Source organism: Synechococcus sp. CBW1107 (assembly GCF_015841355.1).
Classification (GTDB): Bacteria; Cyanobacteriota; Cyanobacteriia; order PCC-6307; family Cyanobiaceae; genus Regnicoccus_A.
Genome location: NZ_CP064908.1, coordinates 361,426 through 376,883 on the forward strand (window position 1 = coordinate 361,426; position 15,458 = coordinate 376,883).

13 protein-coding genes are annotated in these 15,458 nt (G+C 65.4%); 10 read left to right on the forward strand and 3 right to left on the reverse strand.

Annotation, left to right across the window (positions count from 1 at the left end):
• Positions 1-24 precede the first annotated feature (24 nt).
• From I1E95_RS01905 to fmt, 3 genes are read left to right on the forward strand one after another with little or no spacing between them, the layout of a single operon-like run.
• Positions 25-1,464: a TldD/PmbA family protein gene (locus I1E95_RS01905; RefSeq protein ID WP_370594602.1), complete on the forward strand. Its 1,440-nt coding sequence runs from the start codon at positions 25-27 to the stop codon at positions 1,462-1,464.
• A gap of 2 nt (positions 1,465-1,466) precedes the next feature.
• Entirely contained in the window at positions 1,467-2,840 is a 1,374-nt protein-coding gene (locus tag I1E95_RS01910; protein ID WP_197164941.1) for a TldD/PmbA family protein, read from the forward strand.
• Positions 2,841-2,864: 24 nt separating this feature from the next.
• Positions 2,865-3,893 (forward strand): methionyl-tRNA formyltransferase, encoded by a 1,029-nt coding sequence (gene fmt / locus I1E95_RS01915; protein ID WP_197164943.1) that lies wholly within the window; start codon positions 2,865-2,867, stop codon positions 3,891-3,893.
• A gap of 109 nt (positions 3,894-4,002) precedes the next feature.
• On the opposite strand, the gene I1E95_RS01920 is transcribed toward fmt, so the two are convergent.
• The 3 genes from I1E95_RS01920 to I1E95_RS01930 all read right to left on the reverse strand — a co-directional run bounded on the left by I1E95_RS01920 (position 4,003) and on the right by I1E95_RS01930 (position 7,453).
• Positions 4,003-4,917, reverse strand: coding sequence for a polyphosphate kinase 2 family protein (locus I1E95_RS01920; protein WP_197164945.1), 915 nt, complete (start codon positions 4,915-4,917; stop codon positions 4,003-4,005).
• 164 nt (positions 4,918-5,081) lie between these two features.
• Positions 5,082-6,785, reverse strand: coding sequence for a SulP family inorganic anion transporter (locus tag I1E95_RS01925; protein WP_231594791.1), 1,704 nt, complete (start codon positions 6,783-6,785; stop codon positions 5,082-5,084).
• A complete protein-coding gene (locus I1E95_RS01930) occupies positions 6,782-7,453 on the reverse strand; it encodes a potassium channel family protein (protein WP_231594792.1) in 672 nt (223 codons plus the stop codon). The genes I1E95_RS01925 and I1E95_RS01930 overlap by 4 nt, the downstream gene beginning before the upstream one ends.
• A 399-nt stretch (positions 7,454-7,852) precedes the next feature.
• Here I1E95_RS01930 and I1E95_RS01935 point away from each other — a divergent pair, with 399 nt between their 5' ends.
• From I1E95_RS01935 to I1E95_RS01965, 7 genes are read left to right on the forward strand one after another with little or no spacing between them, the layout of a single operon-like run.
• Positions 7,853-9,199 (forward strand): V-type ATP synthase subunit B, encoded by a 1,347-nt coding sequence (locus I1E95_RS01935; protein ID WP_197164949.1) that lies wholly within the window; start codon positions 7,853-7,855, stop codon positions 9,197-9,199.
• Positions 9,196-9,807 carry a V-type ATP synthase subunit D gene (locus I1E95_RS01940; protein ID WP_197164951.1) on the forward strand — a complete coding sequence of 204 codons (612 nt, stop codon included), beginning with the start codon at positions 9,196-9,198 and terminating at the stop codon, positions 9,805-9,807. The genes I1E95_RS01935 and I1E95_RS01940 overlap by 4 nt, the downstream gene beginning before the upstream one ends.
• Positions 9,804-11,612, forward strand: a complete 1,809-nt coding sequence (locus tag I1E95_RS01945) for a V-type ATP synthase subunit I (RefSeq protein ID WP_197164953.1) — start codon at positions 9,804-9,806, stop codon at positions 11,610-11,612. Before I1E95_RS01940 ends, I1E95_RS01945 begins: the two co-directional genes overlap by 4 nt.
• Positions 11,613-11,662: 50 nt before the next feature.
• Positions 11,663-12,064, forward strand: coding sequence for an ATP synthase subunit C (locus I1E95_RS01950; RefSeq protein ID WP_231594793.1), 402 nt, complete (start codon positions 11,663-11,665; stop codon positions 12,062-12,064).
• 59 nt (positions 12,065-12,123) lie between these two features.
• Complete coding sequence (locus I1E95_RS01955) at positions 12,124-12,825, forward strand: hypothetical protein (RefSeq protein WP_231594794.1); 702 nt, start codon at positions 12,124-12,126, stop codon at positions 12,823-12,825.
• A complete protein-coding gene (locus I1E95_RS01960; RefSeq protein ID WP_197164957.1) occupies positions 12,822-13,604 on the forward strand; it encodes a DUF2764 family protein in 783 nt (260 codons plus the stop codon). Before I1E95_RS01955 ends, I1E95_RS01960 begins: the two co-directional genes overlap by 4 nt.
• A complete protein-coding gene (locus tag I1E95_RS01965) occupies positions 13,601-15,433 on the forward strand; it encodes a V-type ATP synthase subunit A (RefSeq protein ID WP_197164959.1) in 1,833 nt (610 codons plus the stop codon). Before I1E95_RS01960 ends, I1E95_RS01965 begins: the two co-directional genes overlap by 4 nt.
• The last annotated feature ends 25 nt before the right edge of the window (positions 15,434-15,458 follow it).

The following is a 15,458-nucleotide window of genomic DNA, read 5'->3' on the forward strand; positions in this document are numbered from 1 at the left end:
GGCTAGCCTGACGGTCCTCTCTGAATCGTCTTGCTCGCCACTCCCACCCCTTCACTCACGGGCGACAGCCTCGACCAACGCTGGCGTGAGCGGCTCGAAGCCGTGCTGGCTGCAGGCACCGCAGCCGGCGCCAGCCTGGTGGAGGTGTTCCTGGAGAGCACCGACCACATCGGTCTGCTGGCAGAGCAGGAGCGGATCACCAACGTCAGTCCGGCCTTCGGCCGTGGGGCTGGCCTGCGGGTCTTCCTGGGCGAGCGGGATGGCTTCGTGTCCACCAACGATCTGAGCGAGGCCGGCCTGCTGCAGGCCCTGGATCAGGCTCTGGGAATGCTGGGCCTCACGCGCAGCACCCTCGGCGCCCACGGCTTCGCCGGCCTGGCTTTCCTGCATGACCACGGGGCCAGCAAGGAGAGCTGGTTGCAGCGCTGCCCCGGCCTGGATGAGTCCACCGCCCGGCTGCTGGAGGCCACGGCCCTGCTCAATCGCCACGGGGATCACCTCCAGGCACGTCGCGGCAGCTATGCCCGCGACTGGCAGGAGGTGCTGGTGGCCGCCAGTGACGGCACCTTCGCCCGCGACATCCGGCTGCACCAGTCGGTGGGCATCAACGCCCTGGCCTCCGACGGCGACCACCGCGCCAGCCTGGGACGCCGCTACGGCAGCTCCGGCCGACCGGATGATCTGCGCCAGTGGGATGCGGAGGCCTCGGCGATCGATCTCTGCGGCAGCGCCCGCGCGATGCTCTACGCCGACTACGTGGAGGCAGGCAACTATCCCGTGGTGCTGGCCAATCGCTTCGGCGGGGTGATTTTCCATGAAGCCTGCGGGCACCTGCTGGAAACCACCCAGGTGGAGCGCGGCACCACTCCCTTCGCCGAGAAGGTGGGTGAAAGGATCGCCCATGAGGCCGTCACGGCCGTGGATGAAGGCCTCAGCGATGGCGCCTTCGGCAGTCTGTCGATGGACGACGAGGGGATGGAACCCCAGCGCACGGTGCTGATCGAGAACGGTGTGCTGCAGCGCTTCATCTCCGACCGCGCCGGGGAACTGCGCACCGGCCACGCCCGCACGGGAAGCGGCCGCCGCCAGAGCCATGCCTTCGCCGCGGCCAGCCGCATGCGCAACACCTTCATCGCCGCAGGTCCCCACACCCCCGAGCAGCTGATCGGCTCGGTGGACCGGGGCCTGTACTGCAAGTCGATGGGGGGCGGCAGTGTGGGACCCACCGGCCAGTTCAACTTCGCCGTGGAAGAGGGTTACCTGATCGAGGACGGCCAGCTCACCAAACCCGTGAAAGGGGCCACGCTGATCGGCGAGGCCAGGGAGGTGATGCCGCGCATCTCGATGTGCGCGAATGATCTGGAGCTGGCCGCCGGCTTCTGCGGCTCGGTGAGCGGCAGCATCTTCGTGACCGTGGGCCAGCCCCACATCAAGGTCGACACCATCACCGTGGGGGGCCGCTGATCATGGCCAGCTCCACAAGCCTCCACGCCAGCGATCTGGCCGAGCAGCTGCAGACCCTGGCCACGGAGCTGGGGGTGGCCCGCTGGGACCTGGGCGCCGCCTGCAGCACCGACACCTCGGTGCAGGTGGACCGCGGGGACGCCAAGCAGCTCAAGGGCGCCCAGCGCAGCTCGATCACGGTGCGGGCCTGGAACGCCGATGGGCTGGTGGGCATCACCAGCACCTCCGACCTCTCGCCTGCGGGCCTGGCCCGCGCCCTGGCCGGTGCCCGGGATGCCAGTGCCTACGGCAACCCCGATGACACCCCCGGCTTCTCCCCCCTGGCCACCGCGCCCCTGGCCCAGCTGGAGCAGCCCCTGAGTGAACCCCGGGCCATCCTCGAGCTGCTGGAGACCCTCAAGCAGGCCGAAGCGGAGCTGCTGAGCCGCCATCCGGCGATCAGCACCGTTCCCTACAACGGATTGGCCCAGCGCAGCAGCCAGCGGATCTACCTCAACAGTGAGGGGGCCTGCCGCGAGCAGCAGCTGAGCACCGCCAGCCTCTACCTCTACGCCCGCGCCGAGGAAACCGGCCGCAAGCCCCGCAGCAGCGGGGCCGTGCGCCTGGCCTATGGCGCCGGGGAGCTGGATGTGGCCGGCTGCATCGAGGAGGCGGCCGAGCGCACGATCCAGCATCTCGACTACGCCCCGATCGCCACCGGCCGCTACACCTGCGTGTTCAGCCCGGAGGCCTTCCTTGATCTGATCGGCGCCTTCAGCAGCCTGTTCAATGCCCGGGCCGTGCTCGATGGCGTGAGCCTCAGCCAGCGCGAGTCGCTTGGCAGCCAGCTGGCGGTGCCGTTCCTCTCGATCCACGACAACGGGCTGCACCCGGGCAACATCGGTGCCGCCAGCTTCGACGGCGAGGGCACACCCGTGGCGCGCCTGCCGCTCGTGGAGGGCGGAGTGCTGCGCCACTTCCTGCACTCGGAAGCCACGGCCCGCGCCTTCGGCGTGGCCCCCACCGGCCACGCCGGCCTGGGCGCCAAGGTATCGGTGGGGCCCCACTGGTTCGAGATCGGTCCGGCCGGCAGCTCCGATGAGCAGACCGGCGCCCGGGGCCTCGATCGTTTCAGTCAGGATGGGATCGTCTGGATCGATTCGCTCTCCGCGCTCCATGCGGGCGTGAAGGCAAGCCAGGGCTCGTTCTCCCTGCCCTTCGACGGCTGGTTGATCCAGGGCGGTGAAGCCCGCTCGATCGAAGCCGCCACCGTCGCCGGCGACATCCGCCAGGTGCTGAAGAGCCTGGTGGGCTTCGAGGGTGAGGCCAAGGTCACCCCCGATGGCGTCTGCCCGCTGGTGTGGGTCGAGGGGCTCTCGATCACCGGCGACGCCTGAGGCGGACACCCAGCGGAGCCGGCGATGAAGATCCTGTTCTGGGGCACCCCGGCCTACGCGGTGCCCAGTCTCGAGGCGCTGGTGGCGGCGGGCCATGAACTGGTGGGGGTGGTGAGCCAGCCTGACCGCCGCCGGGGGCGCGGCGCGGCCCTGATGCCCTCGGCGGTGAAGGCCCGGGCCCTGGAGCTGGGGGTGCCGGTGTTCACGCCGGAACGGATCCGGCGGGAACCGGAGCTGCAGGCGGAGCTGGCGGCACTGGGCGCGGACGTCTCGGTGGTGGTGGCCTTCGGGCAGCTGCTGCCGAAGGAGGTGCTGGCCCAGCCGCCCCTGGGCTGCTGGAACGGCCATGGCTCACTGCTGCCCCGCTGGCGCGGGGCTGCCCCGATCCAGTGGTGCCTGATCGAAGGCGACGCCGAGACCGGCGTGGGGATCATGGCAATGGAGGAGGGCCTCGACACGGGCCCGGTGCTGCTGGAGCGGCGCCTCGCGATTGGCTTGCTGGAGACCGCGGCCCAGCTGGGCGAACGCCTGAGCCGGCTCACCGCCGAGCTGCTGGTGGAGGCGATGCCCCTGATCGCCGCGGCGGGCCCCGGCCCTGAAGCCGACCGCTGGCGGCGGCTTGGCCTGCATCCCCAGCCACAGGAGGGCCTCACCCATGCCCGCCTGCTGCAGAAGGACGACTACGCGATCCGCTGGAACACCCCGGCCCTGGCCATCCACCGGCGGGTGATGGGACTGCATCCCGGCGCGCACACCACCTGGCGAGGCAAGCGGCTCAAGCTGCTGGCCACCGAACCCCTGGTGCGGCGGCTGGCCGATCAGCTCAGTCCCGAGGGGGCCGCCCTGGCACAGCGCTGGGGGCAGCCTGCCGACCCGGCAGGGCCGGTGGGTGGCACGGTGCTGGAGGCCGCGGAAGGCGTCGGTCTTGTGGTGGCCACAGGGGGTTGCCCGCTGCTGCTCCGCGAGGCGCAACTGGAGGGCAAGCGCGCCATGTCCGGAGACGCTCTGATGCAGCAACTGGGTGCCCGGGCTGGGGATCGCCTGGGCTGCTGAGGGGGCCACCACGGCCCGAGGCTCAGCGAGGGCGTGAGTCGTCGTCGACCACTCCGGCTGTCGGTTTCGGCAGCGCTCAATGGCCATCGGGAGGACAAGTCCCGGTTGCTCAATCCGGCTCGTTCAGCAAGTCCTGCTTGGCCTGCTCCAGCCTGACCCGCGTCTCATCGCTCACTACTGGATAGCTGAGGTCAAGGGAGTCCAGGGTCTCGATGATGGCGGCCGCCACCACGATACGAGTGAACCACTTGTTATCGGCTGGCACCACATACCAGGGGCATGCTTTGGTTGCAGTATTTTGAATGGTGTCTTCGTAGGCTTTCATGTAGTCGCCCCAGAAGGCACGCTCCTTGATGTCATTAGCCGAAAACTTCCAGTTCTTCTCAGGATTTTCAAGGCGTTCCAGGAATCGTTTCTTCTGCTCCTTCCTGGAGACGTGCAGAAAGAACTTTCTGATCACCACGCCATTGTTGGTGAGGTATTGCTCGTAGTGACGAATGTCACGGAAGCGATCTTTCCAGATTCCCTTGCCCATCAGTTGCTCGGGCAGGGTCTGCTTGTGCAGAAACTCAGGATGCACCCGCACAACAAGGGTCTCCTCGTAGTAGCTGCGGTTGAAGATACCGATCCGGCCGCGCTCAGGCAGGGCGATGTTGCAACGCCAGAGGAAGTCATGATCAAGGGCCACGGCTGAAGGTCCCTTGAAGCTGGTCACCTGGCAACCCTGGGGGTTGACCCCGCTCATCACATGTTTGATGGTGCCGTCCTTGCCGGCGGCATCCATGGCCTGGAAGATCAGCAACAGGGCCCAGCGGTCCTGGGCATAGAGAAGATCCTGAAATCCGGCCAGCAGTTCCACGCCAAGGGCCAGGGCCTCCTTGGCTCGTGGTTTGTCTTCCTGGCCGAAATCGAGCGTATTGCCAGGATCAACATCCTTGAGCCGGAAGGATTCTCCGTCTTCAATGCGGAAGGGCTTGGCAAACTCCTTGGCGCGCTTGATCAGCTCCTTTTGGCTTTTATCCATGAGCCATGAATGCCAGCTTTCTCATTTTTCAATCTATTGGTGATATGGCACGACATCGATGAAGCGGTCACAAAAGTTCTGCTCACTTTCTGGCTCGATCTCCATCGCCAGATGTCTCTGGCTCTTCCACTGTCACCGGCGCCGTTCCATCTCCGTCCTGATGGCTACTGGCCTGTCGTTCCGGATTTCTGGGCCAACTGCTGCGTGAGCGCCTCGAGGGCCTGAGGCACGCTCCCGAAGGTGCCCATCCTCAGCCTGTCGGTACCCAGACCGAAGCGGTGCAGTTCATCGACCATCGCCCGGGAGTTCGTCACCAGAGCGAGACAGATGCCGCGCTGACTGAGCAGATCACGCAGCTCGAGCAGGGCCTTGGCCGCCGAATAGTCCACATCATCAATCCCGGAGGCATCCACCACCAGGCCCTGGATCCCTGCATCCGGCTGACTGGCCAGGGCCAGCACCTCCTGGCTGAAGCGATTGGCATTGGCATAGAAGAGGCTGGCCTCGAAGCGATAGGCCAGGATCCCTGGAGCGGCGAGCACGCCCTTAGCCACAGGAACGGTGTGCAGCCCGGTTCCGTCGGAGCGTGGTGTCCAGAGACAGGTGCGCGGCCGGTAGGTGTGACGCACCTGCTCAATCAGCGACAGCACGACCGCCAGGCTGATGCCGGGCATGACCCCCACCTGGGCGACGGTGATCACGGTGGCCAGAGCGATCACGAACTCGTTGCGCTGCAGGCGCCACAACTCTCCGAGGCCCTCCCAGTCGATCAGCTTCACTCCGATCAGGAAGACGATCGTGGAGAGAACGGCGGCCGGCAGCAGAGCGAGCGGTCCGGTGAAGAACAGCAGCACCAGCAGCACGACCAGGGCGGCACTGAGATGGGCGAACTGGCTGCGGCCGCCCGCCGCATCCACCATTTCCGTTTTCGTGGGACTGCCGTTCACCACAAACGTGCCGCTCAGGCCCGCCGCCAGATTGGCGCCGGCCAGGCCGATGAGATCCACGTTTTCCTGGCTGCGTTCCTGATAGCGCTGGGCGTAGGCACGGGCCGTGGCGGAGCTCTGGGCCAGGATCACGACGAAACAGGAGGCGGCGCTGACCATCACGGCGTTCCACTGGGGGGCCTCCACGACGGGAAACACCAGATGGGGCAAGCCTCCTGGAACGGGTCCCACCACATCCAGCCCCCGGCCGGGGAAATCCAGCATCCTGCTGAGCAGAATGGAGCCCGCCACAGCGATCAGGGCACCGGGGAGCCTGCGGTTGAGGCGACGGCAGCCCACGATCACCCCCAGGACCCCAAGGGCCACCAGGAGATGGTCGATCCGACTCTGGCCCAGTCGCATGACGGCGGAGTGGATCTGCTGCGCCACGCCCACCCCCTCCTTCGGCAGACCCAGCAACCCCGGAAGTTCCCCTGCCGCCACCTGCACGCCGATGCCCGAAAGCAGCCCGATCAAGGCGCTGCGGGAGAGGAAATCCGCCAGGAAACCAAGCCGGAGGATAACTGCCAGCAGCAGAAACCCAGCCACAAGAACGGCCGCCGCCATGGTGAGTTCCACATAGGGCTCAGAGCCCGGAGCTGCCACACCACCCAGGGTGGCCACCAGGATCGCCGCGGTGGCGGAGTCCGCCGCCACCACCAGATGCCGCGAGGCCCCGAGCAGCGCGAAGACCAGCATGGGCAGGAGCATGGTGTAGAGCCCTGTCACCACCGGGGTGTGGGAGATGCGGGTGTAGCCCATCACCTCCGGAATCGCCAGGGCGGCCAGGGTGATCCCGGCCAGCACGTCGGTGAAGATCCCCCGTCCGGGCAGGGGCCACAGTCCTGCCGGGCGGGGCAGTCGGCGCAGCAGGGCCCTCACGGGTTGGTGGCTGTGGTGGGATCAGAGCCGTGATCGGTTCGGTGGAACCGAAGGGCAAGGCACTTCTGGATAACGGCCACCAGCAGGGCGGTGCTCCAGCCCGCCATCAGGATGCCGACCAAGGCCTCCAGCGAAGCGAGCAGACGGAAGGGAAGGTCGAGGGTGATGTCTCCGTAGCCGAGCGAGGCAAAAGTGACGCTGGAGAAATAGAGAGCCTCTTCCACAGGCAAGATGGCACCCTGCTGCAGGTAAAGTGCCGCCCAGGAGAGAATCTCCACGAACATGGCCAGGAATGTCACCATCGCAGTGCCCGCAATCAGCGTGATGCGTCCCAGCGGAGTGCGTGAAGCCCAGGCCATCAGACTGTGACTTTCGTAGCTCACAACGACCAGCACGGTCACCGCCAGGTGAATGGCCGTGCAGCACAGGCTCATGACCAGGGCCAGCAGGAGTTGCCTGAGAACCTGGGGAGACTGGTCCTCAGCTTGCCGCAGCAGTGAGTCCAGCGGGAGTGGCTCGACAGGGGTGGCGGCTTGCCCATGGCCCGCGCCGAGTAAGTGACCGACAAAGGGCCCCAGGATCACGGCAAGCATGATCACGGCAGCAAGGATACGACTACGGGAAGGCATCCGAACAGGACGGTCCAACTGGGGTAGGCGGGGCTTCAAGAGGCTGAGGTCAGCGGGGCATAGCCAGCGAGTGCTGCAGGGCGATAGGGGCAATGAATCCCAAGCCCCGATCCGCTCCTATCGGCTCTGGAGATGACTCGCATGGGTTGATCTTTACTCCCTGCGTAACTGCCGAGAGCCTGTCATCCGGAGTTTTCACAGGCTCAACTGTCTGGTCTTCATCGATCGCCGACAGGACGCATGGCGGCCTTCTCTCGAGGTCAATTGCCGCTCAGGAAATTTGACACAGAATTGTTAACTATTGCAAAGCGCCCTTGTCACATCGACTTGGATTTCTATGCTTGACATGTGTGTCTGCCTGTTTGGACTTATCTTCTCGCGCTCGACCCTGTCATCTGTGCGCTCCACCAGCGAACCATCACCCTTCTTGTCACCACGATGAGCGCACTGATCAGCTATTCCAAGATTCTTGAGATTGTCGGTGATATTATCCGGGTTGAGGTGTCCTCGGGCGGCGATGGTGGGGCGACCACGCCGCGCTTCAATGATCTGGCTGTGCTGCAGAACGCCGACGGAAGCTCGTCGCTCGCCCAGGTGATCGATCTCAAGCAGAATTCAGTGGCTCTGCAGGTGTTCCGGGGCACCAAGGGTGTCTCCACCAATTCTCAGGTGCGCTTTCTCGGGCACCCGATGACGGCCACCTACTCAGGCAATATCCTCGGCCGGGTGTTCCGCGGCACGGGCGAGCCCATCGACGGGGGCCCCGATCTGTCCCAGGACCCGCGGGTGGCGATCGGTGGGCCGTCGGTGAATCCCATGTGCCGCATCCTCGCCTCCAAGATGATCCGCACGAATGTGCCGATGATCGACATCTACAACTGTCTGGTGGAGAGCCAGAAAATTCCGATCTTCTCGGTTTCCGGTGAGCCGTTCAACCCTTTTCTTGCCCGCATCGGCATTCAGGCGGATGCGGATGTGGTGGTATTCGGTGGATTGGGTCTGATCTTCGACGATTACTACGCCTTCCGCAAGACCTTCGAGGAAGCCGGCGTGTTCCCGCGAACGGTGATGTTCGTGAATCTCGCCTCCGATCCGATCGTGGAGCGGATCCTCATTCCCGACATGGCCCTGGCGGTGGCCGAGAAGTTTGCCGTGGAAGAGGGCAAGCGAGTGCTCGTGCTCCTCAGCGACATGACCTCCTTTGCCGACGGTCTCAAGGAGATCAGCATCGCCATGGATCAGGTGCCTGCCAACCGAGGCTATCCGGGTGATCTCTACTCCCAGCTGGCCCGCCGTTATGAGAAGGCCGCCGACTATGCCAAGGGAGGTTCCGTCACGATCCTCACCGTGACCACGATGCCCGGGGATGATGTGACCCACCCGGTTCCCGACAACACGGGCTACATCACCGAGGGACAATTCTACCTTCATGATGGCATGATCGACCCTTTCGGGTCGCTTTCCCGGCTCAAGCAGAATGTGATCGGCAAGGTGACCCGCGAGGATCACAGCCAGATCATGAACACCACGATCCGCTTGTATGCGGGGGCCAGGGATGCCCAGCAGAAGCAGGCCATGGCCTTCGAGCTCTCCGACTACGACCGCAAGCTGATCCGCTTCGGGGATCTCTTCCGTCAGCGCTTCATGGACATCAACGTGGACCTGCCCCTGGAGGCCGCGCTGGATCTCGCCTGGCAGACCCTCGCCGAGTGCTTTGAACCCCAGGAACTGCTGATGAAGCAGGAGCTGATCGACAAGTACTTTCCCGAGCCAGCCGTCACATGAGCCGACTCCCCCTCACCAAGGCGTCGCTGAGCCGGCAGAAAGGTCTGCTGAAGACCTATCACGACGTGCTGCCGTCGCTGGATCTCAAGCGCCGCCAGCTGGGGGCGGAGCGCGAGGCTGCACGGCGGCAACTGGAGCAGGCGCGGGCCCGGGCCGCCGAGATCACTGCGGAGGTGGGCAAGTCCTGCCCGATGCTGGCCCATGAGCGCATCGACCTCTCGGGTCTGGTGACCATTGCGGCCGTCCACCAGGTGCAGGAAAATCTGATGGGCACCCGGCTGCCGAAGCTGGAGCGGATCGACTTCCGCGTGGCCGACTACGGCCTGCTCACCCGCCCCTTCTGGGTGGATGCGGTGGTGGAGTGGCTGCAGGAGGCGATGCGCAACCAGCTGCAGCTGCAGGTGGCCGAGCACCGGCTGGAGTTGCTGCGGCAGGCCGAGCGCAAGGTGACCCAGCGGTTCAACCTCTTCGACAAGGTGCTGATTCCAGGAACCCGTCGCAAGATCAAGACGATCTCGATCTATCTGGCGGACGCGGAGCGCGCCGGTGTGGTGAATTCGAAGATCGCCAAGCGCAAGAAGCAGCATTCATCCGCCGAGGCGTCATGACGATCATTCCCCTCGCCAAGGTGACCCTGCTGGGACTTTCCGCCGACCGCGAGCAACTGCTCGATGGTCTGCAGAGCCTGGGCTGCCTGCATCTGATCCCGCTCGCCTCGGTCAGCGATGAGGAGAGTTTCGTGCTGTCGCGGCCCAGCGAGGATGCCCGTCAGGCCCTCCGCTACCTCAATGATGTCCGCCGCCGCCGCCATCAGACGCGGGTGGATGCCGACTTCGATTTCGAGCGCATCGTGGCCGAGGCCCTGGCCAACCGCCGGCAGAAGCAGCTGGCCGAGGATCGGGTGCTGGCGCTCAAAAAGCGCCTGGAGGAGCTCAGGCCCTGGGGAGACTTCGACCTGCCCGCCCTCGACGCTCTGGGGGGCATGCGCCTCTGGTTCTACCGCGTGCCCCATCCCAAGGCCGCTGCCTTCCGTCAGTCGCTCGGCACTCTGGGTGTTCCCTGGCAGCGGCTGTACGAAAGTGCCCGTAACGCCTATTACGTCCTGATCGCCGAGGAGGAGCCCGACCCTGCTCGTCTGCCGGTGCCACGGTCCCATCTAGGGGCCCAGTCCCACCGGGATGTGCAGCGCGAGCTCGATGTCGCGCGAACGGCCCTGGAGGATGTGGAGGCGGACCATGAATCGCTGAGCCGCTGGGCCTTTCTGCTCTCCAAGCACCTCAGCCAGGCCGAGGATGCCCAGGCCCGGGAGCAGGCCAGCGGCATGGCGCTCGACGACAGCACGCTCGTGCAACTCCAGGGCTGGGTTCCACGGCCTCTTCTCCCCCGCCTGGATGCCCTGGCTTCTCAGCTGGGTCTGGCCTACCTGGCGGATGTGCCTGAGCCGAAGGACAATCCACCGACCCTGATGCGCAATCCCTCCTCCCTCAGCGGCGGGCAGGATCTGGTGACGTTCTATGAGACTCCCGCCTACCGCGACTGGGATCCCTCGATCGTCGTCTTCTTCTCGTTCGCGTTCTTCTTTGCGATGATCATGGCCGACGCCGGCTATGCCCTGGTGCTCGGGCTTGTGGTGGGCCTGAAGTGGAAGGCGATGGGACGCTCGCCCGGCGGACGCCACTTCCGCATCCTCGCGGCTTTCGGACTGGTGATGGGGCTGGTGTACGGAATCCTGGCCGGAAGCTATTTCGGTGTGGAACCCCCGGCCGGCTCCTTCCTGGCGCAGCTCAAGCTGCTGGATCTCAATGATTTTGCGGCGATGATGAAACTTTCCCTGGTGGTGGGCTGTGCTCACCTGCTGCTCGCCAATGGCGTGGTGGCCCTGCGGGGACAATCTCTGGCCCAGAAGGCACCACCGATCGGCTGGATGGCGGTGATTCTCGGGGGGCTGACGCTGTATCTCGGCAACGCCGTACCGCCCTTCCTCCATCTGGGCCTGGGCCTGATCGCCGGTGGGCTGCTCACCGTTCTTCTGCTCAGCAGTGAACGTCGTATCAGCCATCCGGCTGATCTGGTGCTGCGCCTGCTCGACGGCCTGGGAGCTCTCACGCGCATCTCGAGCCTGTTCGGGGATGTGATGAGCTACCTGCGGCTCTTCGCTCTCGGTCTGGCGAGTGCATCCCTGGCCATCACCTTCAATCAGCTCGCTGGGCAGGTGTCACGATCCGGCCTGGCGCTGGGCGTGCCGATCGCCCTGCTGATCCTGGTGCTGGGCCATGGCATCAATCTCCTGCTGGCCATCATCAGCGGATTCGTGCACGGCCTCCGGTTGAACTACATCGAGTTCTTCAACTGGGGGCTGTCCGGGGACGGTGTTCCCTTCAGGCCTTTCATCAAAAAGGAGCTTGCCTCTTGAACGACCATTACTCTCTGCTTGCGCTCGGCTGGATCGGGATCTACGCACCGGTGGCACTCGGAGCCATCGGTGCGGCGATCGGCTGCACCATTGCCGGTCAGGCCGCGATCGGCGCGATGATGGAAGTCAACAGCGGTTACGGGCGTTTCGTCGGCCTCTCCGCCCTTCCCTCCTCGATGTCGATCTACGGCATCGTGGTGATGTTCATCCTCAACAGGCCCGTGCTCCCGATCAATGCCGGGGCCCTGTTCGGGCTGGGGGTGCTCTCCGGGCTCGCCTTCCTGCTGGCGGCCATCTATCAGGGCCTCTGCTGTGCCTCGGCCATCTCCGGATCGAAGTCGAAGCCGGAGATCTTCGGTCTGGCCCTGGCGCCCGCCGCGATCGTGGAAGGTTTCGCCGTGTTCGCCTTTGTCTTCGCCCTGGTGGCTGCCGGCGGCATTCCCAGCAAGTGATCCCGGGTCCGTGAGTCACGTCGCGATCCGCTGTCCCCTTCCCTCCGCTCTGCCGTTCGATGCCCAAGTCCCGAACCGACCGTGACGACACCCCGGCTCAGGTGGCAGCCGGAGTCGACGAACTGATCGCCCGGCTGCGCAATCAGGGGGTGGCCGCCGGCCGGACCCAGGCCGACCAGCTGGTGTCCGAGGCCCGGGCCGAGGCCCAGCGCACCCTTGATCAGGCCCGGCAGCAGGCCGAGCAGATCCTGCAGGAAGCGCGCCAGGAGGCGGAAACCCTGGAAACCTCCGGCAAGCAGGCGTTGGAGCTGGCCCTGCGGGATGCGGTTCTGACGCTGAAATCCCAGCTGATGGAGCGTTTCCGGGGTGAGGTTCGCCAGCTGGTGGGTGAAGAGCAGCAGAAGCAGGAGATCCTCGAGAAGATGATCCTGGAGGTGGTGGGTCGCGTGCGTGCGGAGGCCGATCGCTCCGAGCACACCGAGGTGATCCTGCCGCGCCACATCGTCGGCCTGGAGGAGCTGAGCCAGAACCCCCAGGAGCTCGAAAACGGAGTGCTCACCCGTTTCGTTCAGCTCGTCTCCCGCGGCATGCTGCGCGAGGGGGTGAGCTTCGGCGTCGCCTCCGACCGGCAGACGGGCTTGCGCCTGCGGTTGGTGGATCGCGACGTGGTGCTCGATCTCAGTGACACGGCCGTGTCCGAGGCGATCCTCCAGCATCTCCAACCCCGTTTCCGGGCCCTGCTGGAGGGTGTCGTGAAATGAGCCTTCGCGTCACGGGCCCGCGCTACACGCTGCTGATGGCCAGCCTGCCGCCGCTGGGCGGCCTGTTCGAGGCCCGCTCACCGGCCATCTCGCTGCTGAAACTCCAGAGCCGGCTCACCCTCCTGCACCCGGACGACCAGCACACCCTGGAGTTGATGGAGGGTTTCCTCTCTCAGGCGGTGCGGGATGACGACAGCCTGGCGGGTCCGATCGATGCCCGTCTGCTGACGTCGGCACGCGGCTTTTTCGCGGAGGTGACGAACCCCACCCTGCGCCAGCTGGTGGCCCAGCGGCTCGATCAGCGCACGATCCTGGCGGCCCTGCGCCGGCGCCATCGCGGCGAGAGCGAGCCCCCCCGGGGCCAGCCCTGGGGCTTCGGGCCCTGGGTGACCACCATCGAACGCCGCTGGAAGGAGCCCGCCTTCGGACTCGAGGCGGTCTTTCCCTGGATTCCCGAGGTGAGCCGCCAACTCGAGGCCGGCGATCTGGTGACGCTTGAACGCACGCTCTTCGGGACGATCTGGAAGGATCTCGACCGCCTTGGCTTCGGCCACCTCTTCGACTTCGAGGCCGTGGTGATCTATGTGGCCCGCTGGGCTCTGGTGGATCGCTGGTCCCACTTCGACGCCCAGGCCGCCCAGGTGCGCTTCGCCGACCTCGTCAACGCCTCGCTGGAGGGGATCGCCATCGGGAGCGAAGAACCCTCCCCAACGGCAGTGCCAACAGCTTCACCTCGAGCTCCTGATCCCACCCTGCAACCTGCCCCCGCCAGCCGATGACCGACGCCACCTTCAACCCCGCCCGTGTGGTCGCCGTTCAGGACGACCTGGTGACCATCGCGATGGCCGACAGCGATCCCCGTCCGGTTCTCAAGAACGAGGTGATCTACATCCTTCCCACCCGCATGGATGGCGACCGGCAGGAGCGACTGAAGGCCGAGGTGCTGCGGGTGCACGGCACCACCGCCGACGCCCAGGTGTATGAGAGCACCAAGGGCGTGGGCGTGGGTGATCCGGTGGAGCAGACGGGGGAACTGCTCTCGGTCACCCTCGGCCCCGGCCTGCTCGGCCAGGTGTACGACGGACTGCAGAATCCGCTGGCCGGCCTGGCGGCGGGCTTCGGCACCTTCCTGCCCCGCGGTGCGACGGTGGCGCCGCTGGACCCCGAGCGGAAGTGGTCGTTCCAGTCCGCGGCCCGCATGGGCGATCGCCTCAAGGCCGGCGACGTGATCGGCACGGTGCAGGAGGGGCGGTTCACGCACAAGATCATGGTGCCCTTCGCCGAGCCGGGGGAGGTCACGCTCGAGTGGATCCAGCAGGGCAGCTTCACCGTCGACACGGCGGTCGCCCGCATCAAGGATGCCCAGGGCAACACCCGCTCCCTCACCCTCACGCAGGAGTGGCCGGTGCGCCGTCCTCTTCCCCAGGGCCTGCTGGAGCGCCGCGTATGTGAGCGGCTCTACCCGGAGGAGCCGATGATCACCACCCAGCGCATCGTCGACACCTTTCTGCCCATTGCACGAGGAGGCACCGGCTGCATTCCAGGCCCCTTCGGTGCGGGCAAGACGGTGCTGCAGAACATGATCTCGCGCCACTCCGACGTGGATGTGGTGATCGTGGTGGCCTGCGGGGAGCGGGCTGGCGAAGTGGTGGAAACCATCACCGAATTCCCCAAGCTCGCTGATCCGAAGACGGGTGGATCGCTGATGGACCGCACGATCATCATCTGCAACACCTCCTCGATGCCCGTGGCGGCCCGGGAGGCCTCGATCTACACCGGTCTCACCCTCGGCGAGTACTACCGCCAGATGGGCTTCAACGTGCTCCTGATTGCCGATTCCACCTCCCGCTGGGCCCAGGCAATGCGTGAAACCTCCGGCCGCCTCGAAGAAATCCCCGGGGAGGATGCCTTCCCGGCCTATCTCGACTCCTCGATCAAGAGTGTCTACGAACGGGCTGGCATCATCCGCACCAACGACGGCAGCATCGGCAGCCTCACCATGATCGGCACGGTGTCTCCGGCGGGTGGCAACTTCGAGGAACCGGTCACCCAGTCGACCCTCAGCACCGTGAAGGCCTTCCTGGGGCTGAGTGCGGAGCGGGCCTACAAGCGTTTCTATCCCGCCGTCGACATCCAGATCTCCTGGTCGCGCTACTTCGGCCAGCTCGAGAGCTGGTATTCCAAGCATGTCTCCCCCGATTGGGTGAAGCGGGTGAAGGCGATGAACGGCCTGTTGCGCCGCGGTGATGCGGTGAACCAGATGATTCAGGTCACCGGCGAGGAAGGTGTCACCAACGACGACTTTATTCTCTATCAGAAATCACTGTTTCTCGATATGGTCTACCTGCAGCAGGATTCCTTCGATGAGGTGGATTCCAGTTGTCCGATGGAGCGCCAGAAAGCCTCGTTCGACCTCGTCTGCGATCTTCTAGATCGCAACTACCACTTCAACGACAAGGCGTCAGTGCGTGATTTCTTCATCCGTCTCACCGGGTTGTTCAAGAATCTGAACTATGCCCCGGAAGGATCTCCCACCTATGCCAGCTATCTGCAGCAGATTCATGATCTCGCCGACGCACAGGAGAGCATGGCTGCTGCGGCAGCCTGATCCCACGGGTCTTGCAACTGAAGGC

Bases quoted from the DNA above. Each gene is read 5' to 3' on its own strand.
- I1E95_RS01910 (WP_197164941.1), top strand. From the start codon at position 1,467: ATGGCCAGCTCCACAAGCCTCCACGCCAGCGATCTGGCCGAGCAGCTG.
- fmt (WP_197164943.1), top strand. From the start codon at position 2,865: ATGAAGATCCTGTTCTGGGGCACCCCGGCCTACGCGGTGCCCAGTCTC.
- I1E95_RS01920 (WP_197164945.1), bottom strand. From the start codon at position 4,917: ATGGATAAAAGCCAAAAGGAGCTGATCAAGCGCGCCAAGGAGTTTGCC.
- I1E95_RS01935 (WP_197164949.1), top strand. From the start codon at position 7,853: ATGAGCGCACTGATCAGCTATTCCAAGATTCTTGAGATTGTCGGTGAT.
- I1E95_RS01940 (WP_197164951.1), top strand. From the start codon at position 9,196: ATGAGCCGACTCCCCCTCACCAAGGCGTCGCTGAGCCGGCAGAAAGGT.
- I1E95_RS01945 (WP_197164953.1), top strand. From the start codon at position 9,804: ATGACGATCATTCCCCTCGCCAAGGTGACCCTGCTGGGACTTTCCGCC.
- I1E95_RS01955 (WP_231594794.1), top strand. From the start codon at position 12,124: ATGCCCAAGTCCCGAACCGACCGTGACGACACCCCGGCTCAGGTGGCA.
- I1E95_RS01960 (WP_197164957.1), top strand. From the start codon at position 12,822: ATGAGCCTTCGCGTCACGGGCCCGCGCTACACGCTGCTGATGGCCAGC.
- I1E95_RS01965 (WP_197164959.1), top strand. From the start codon at position 13,601: ATGACCGACGCCACCTTCAACCCCGCCCGTGTGGTCGCCGTTCAGGAC.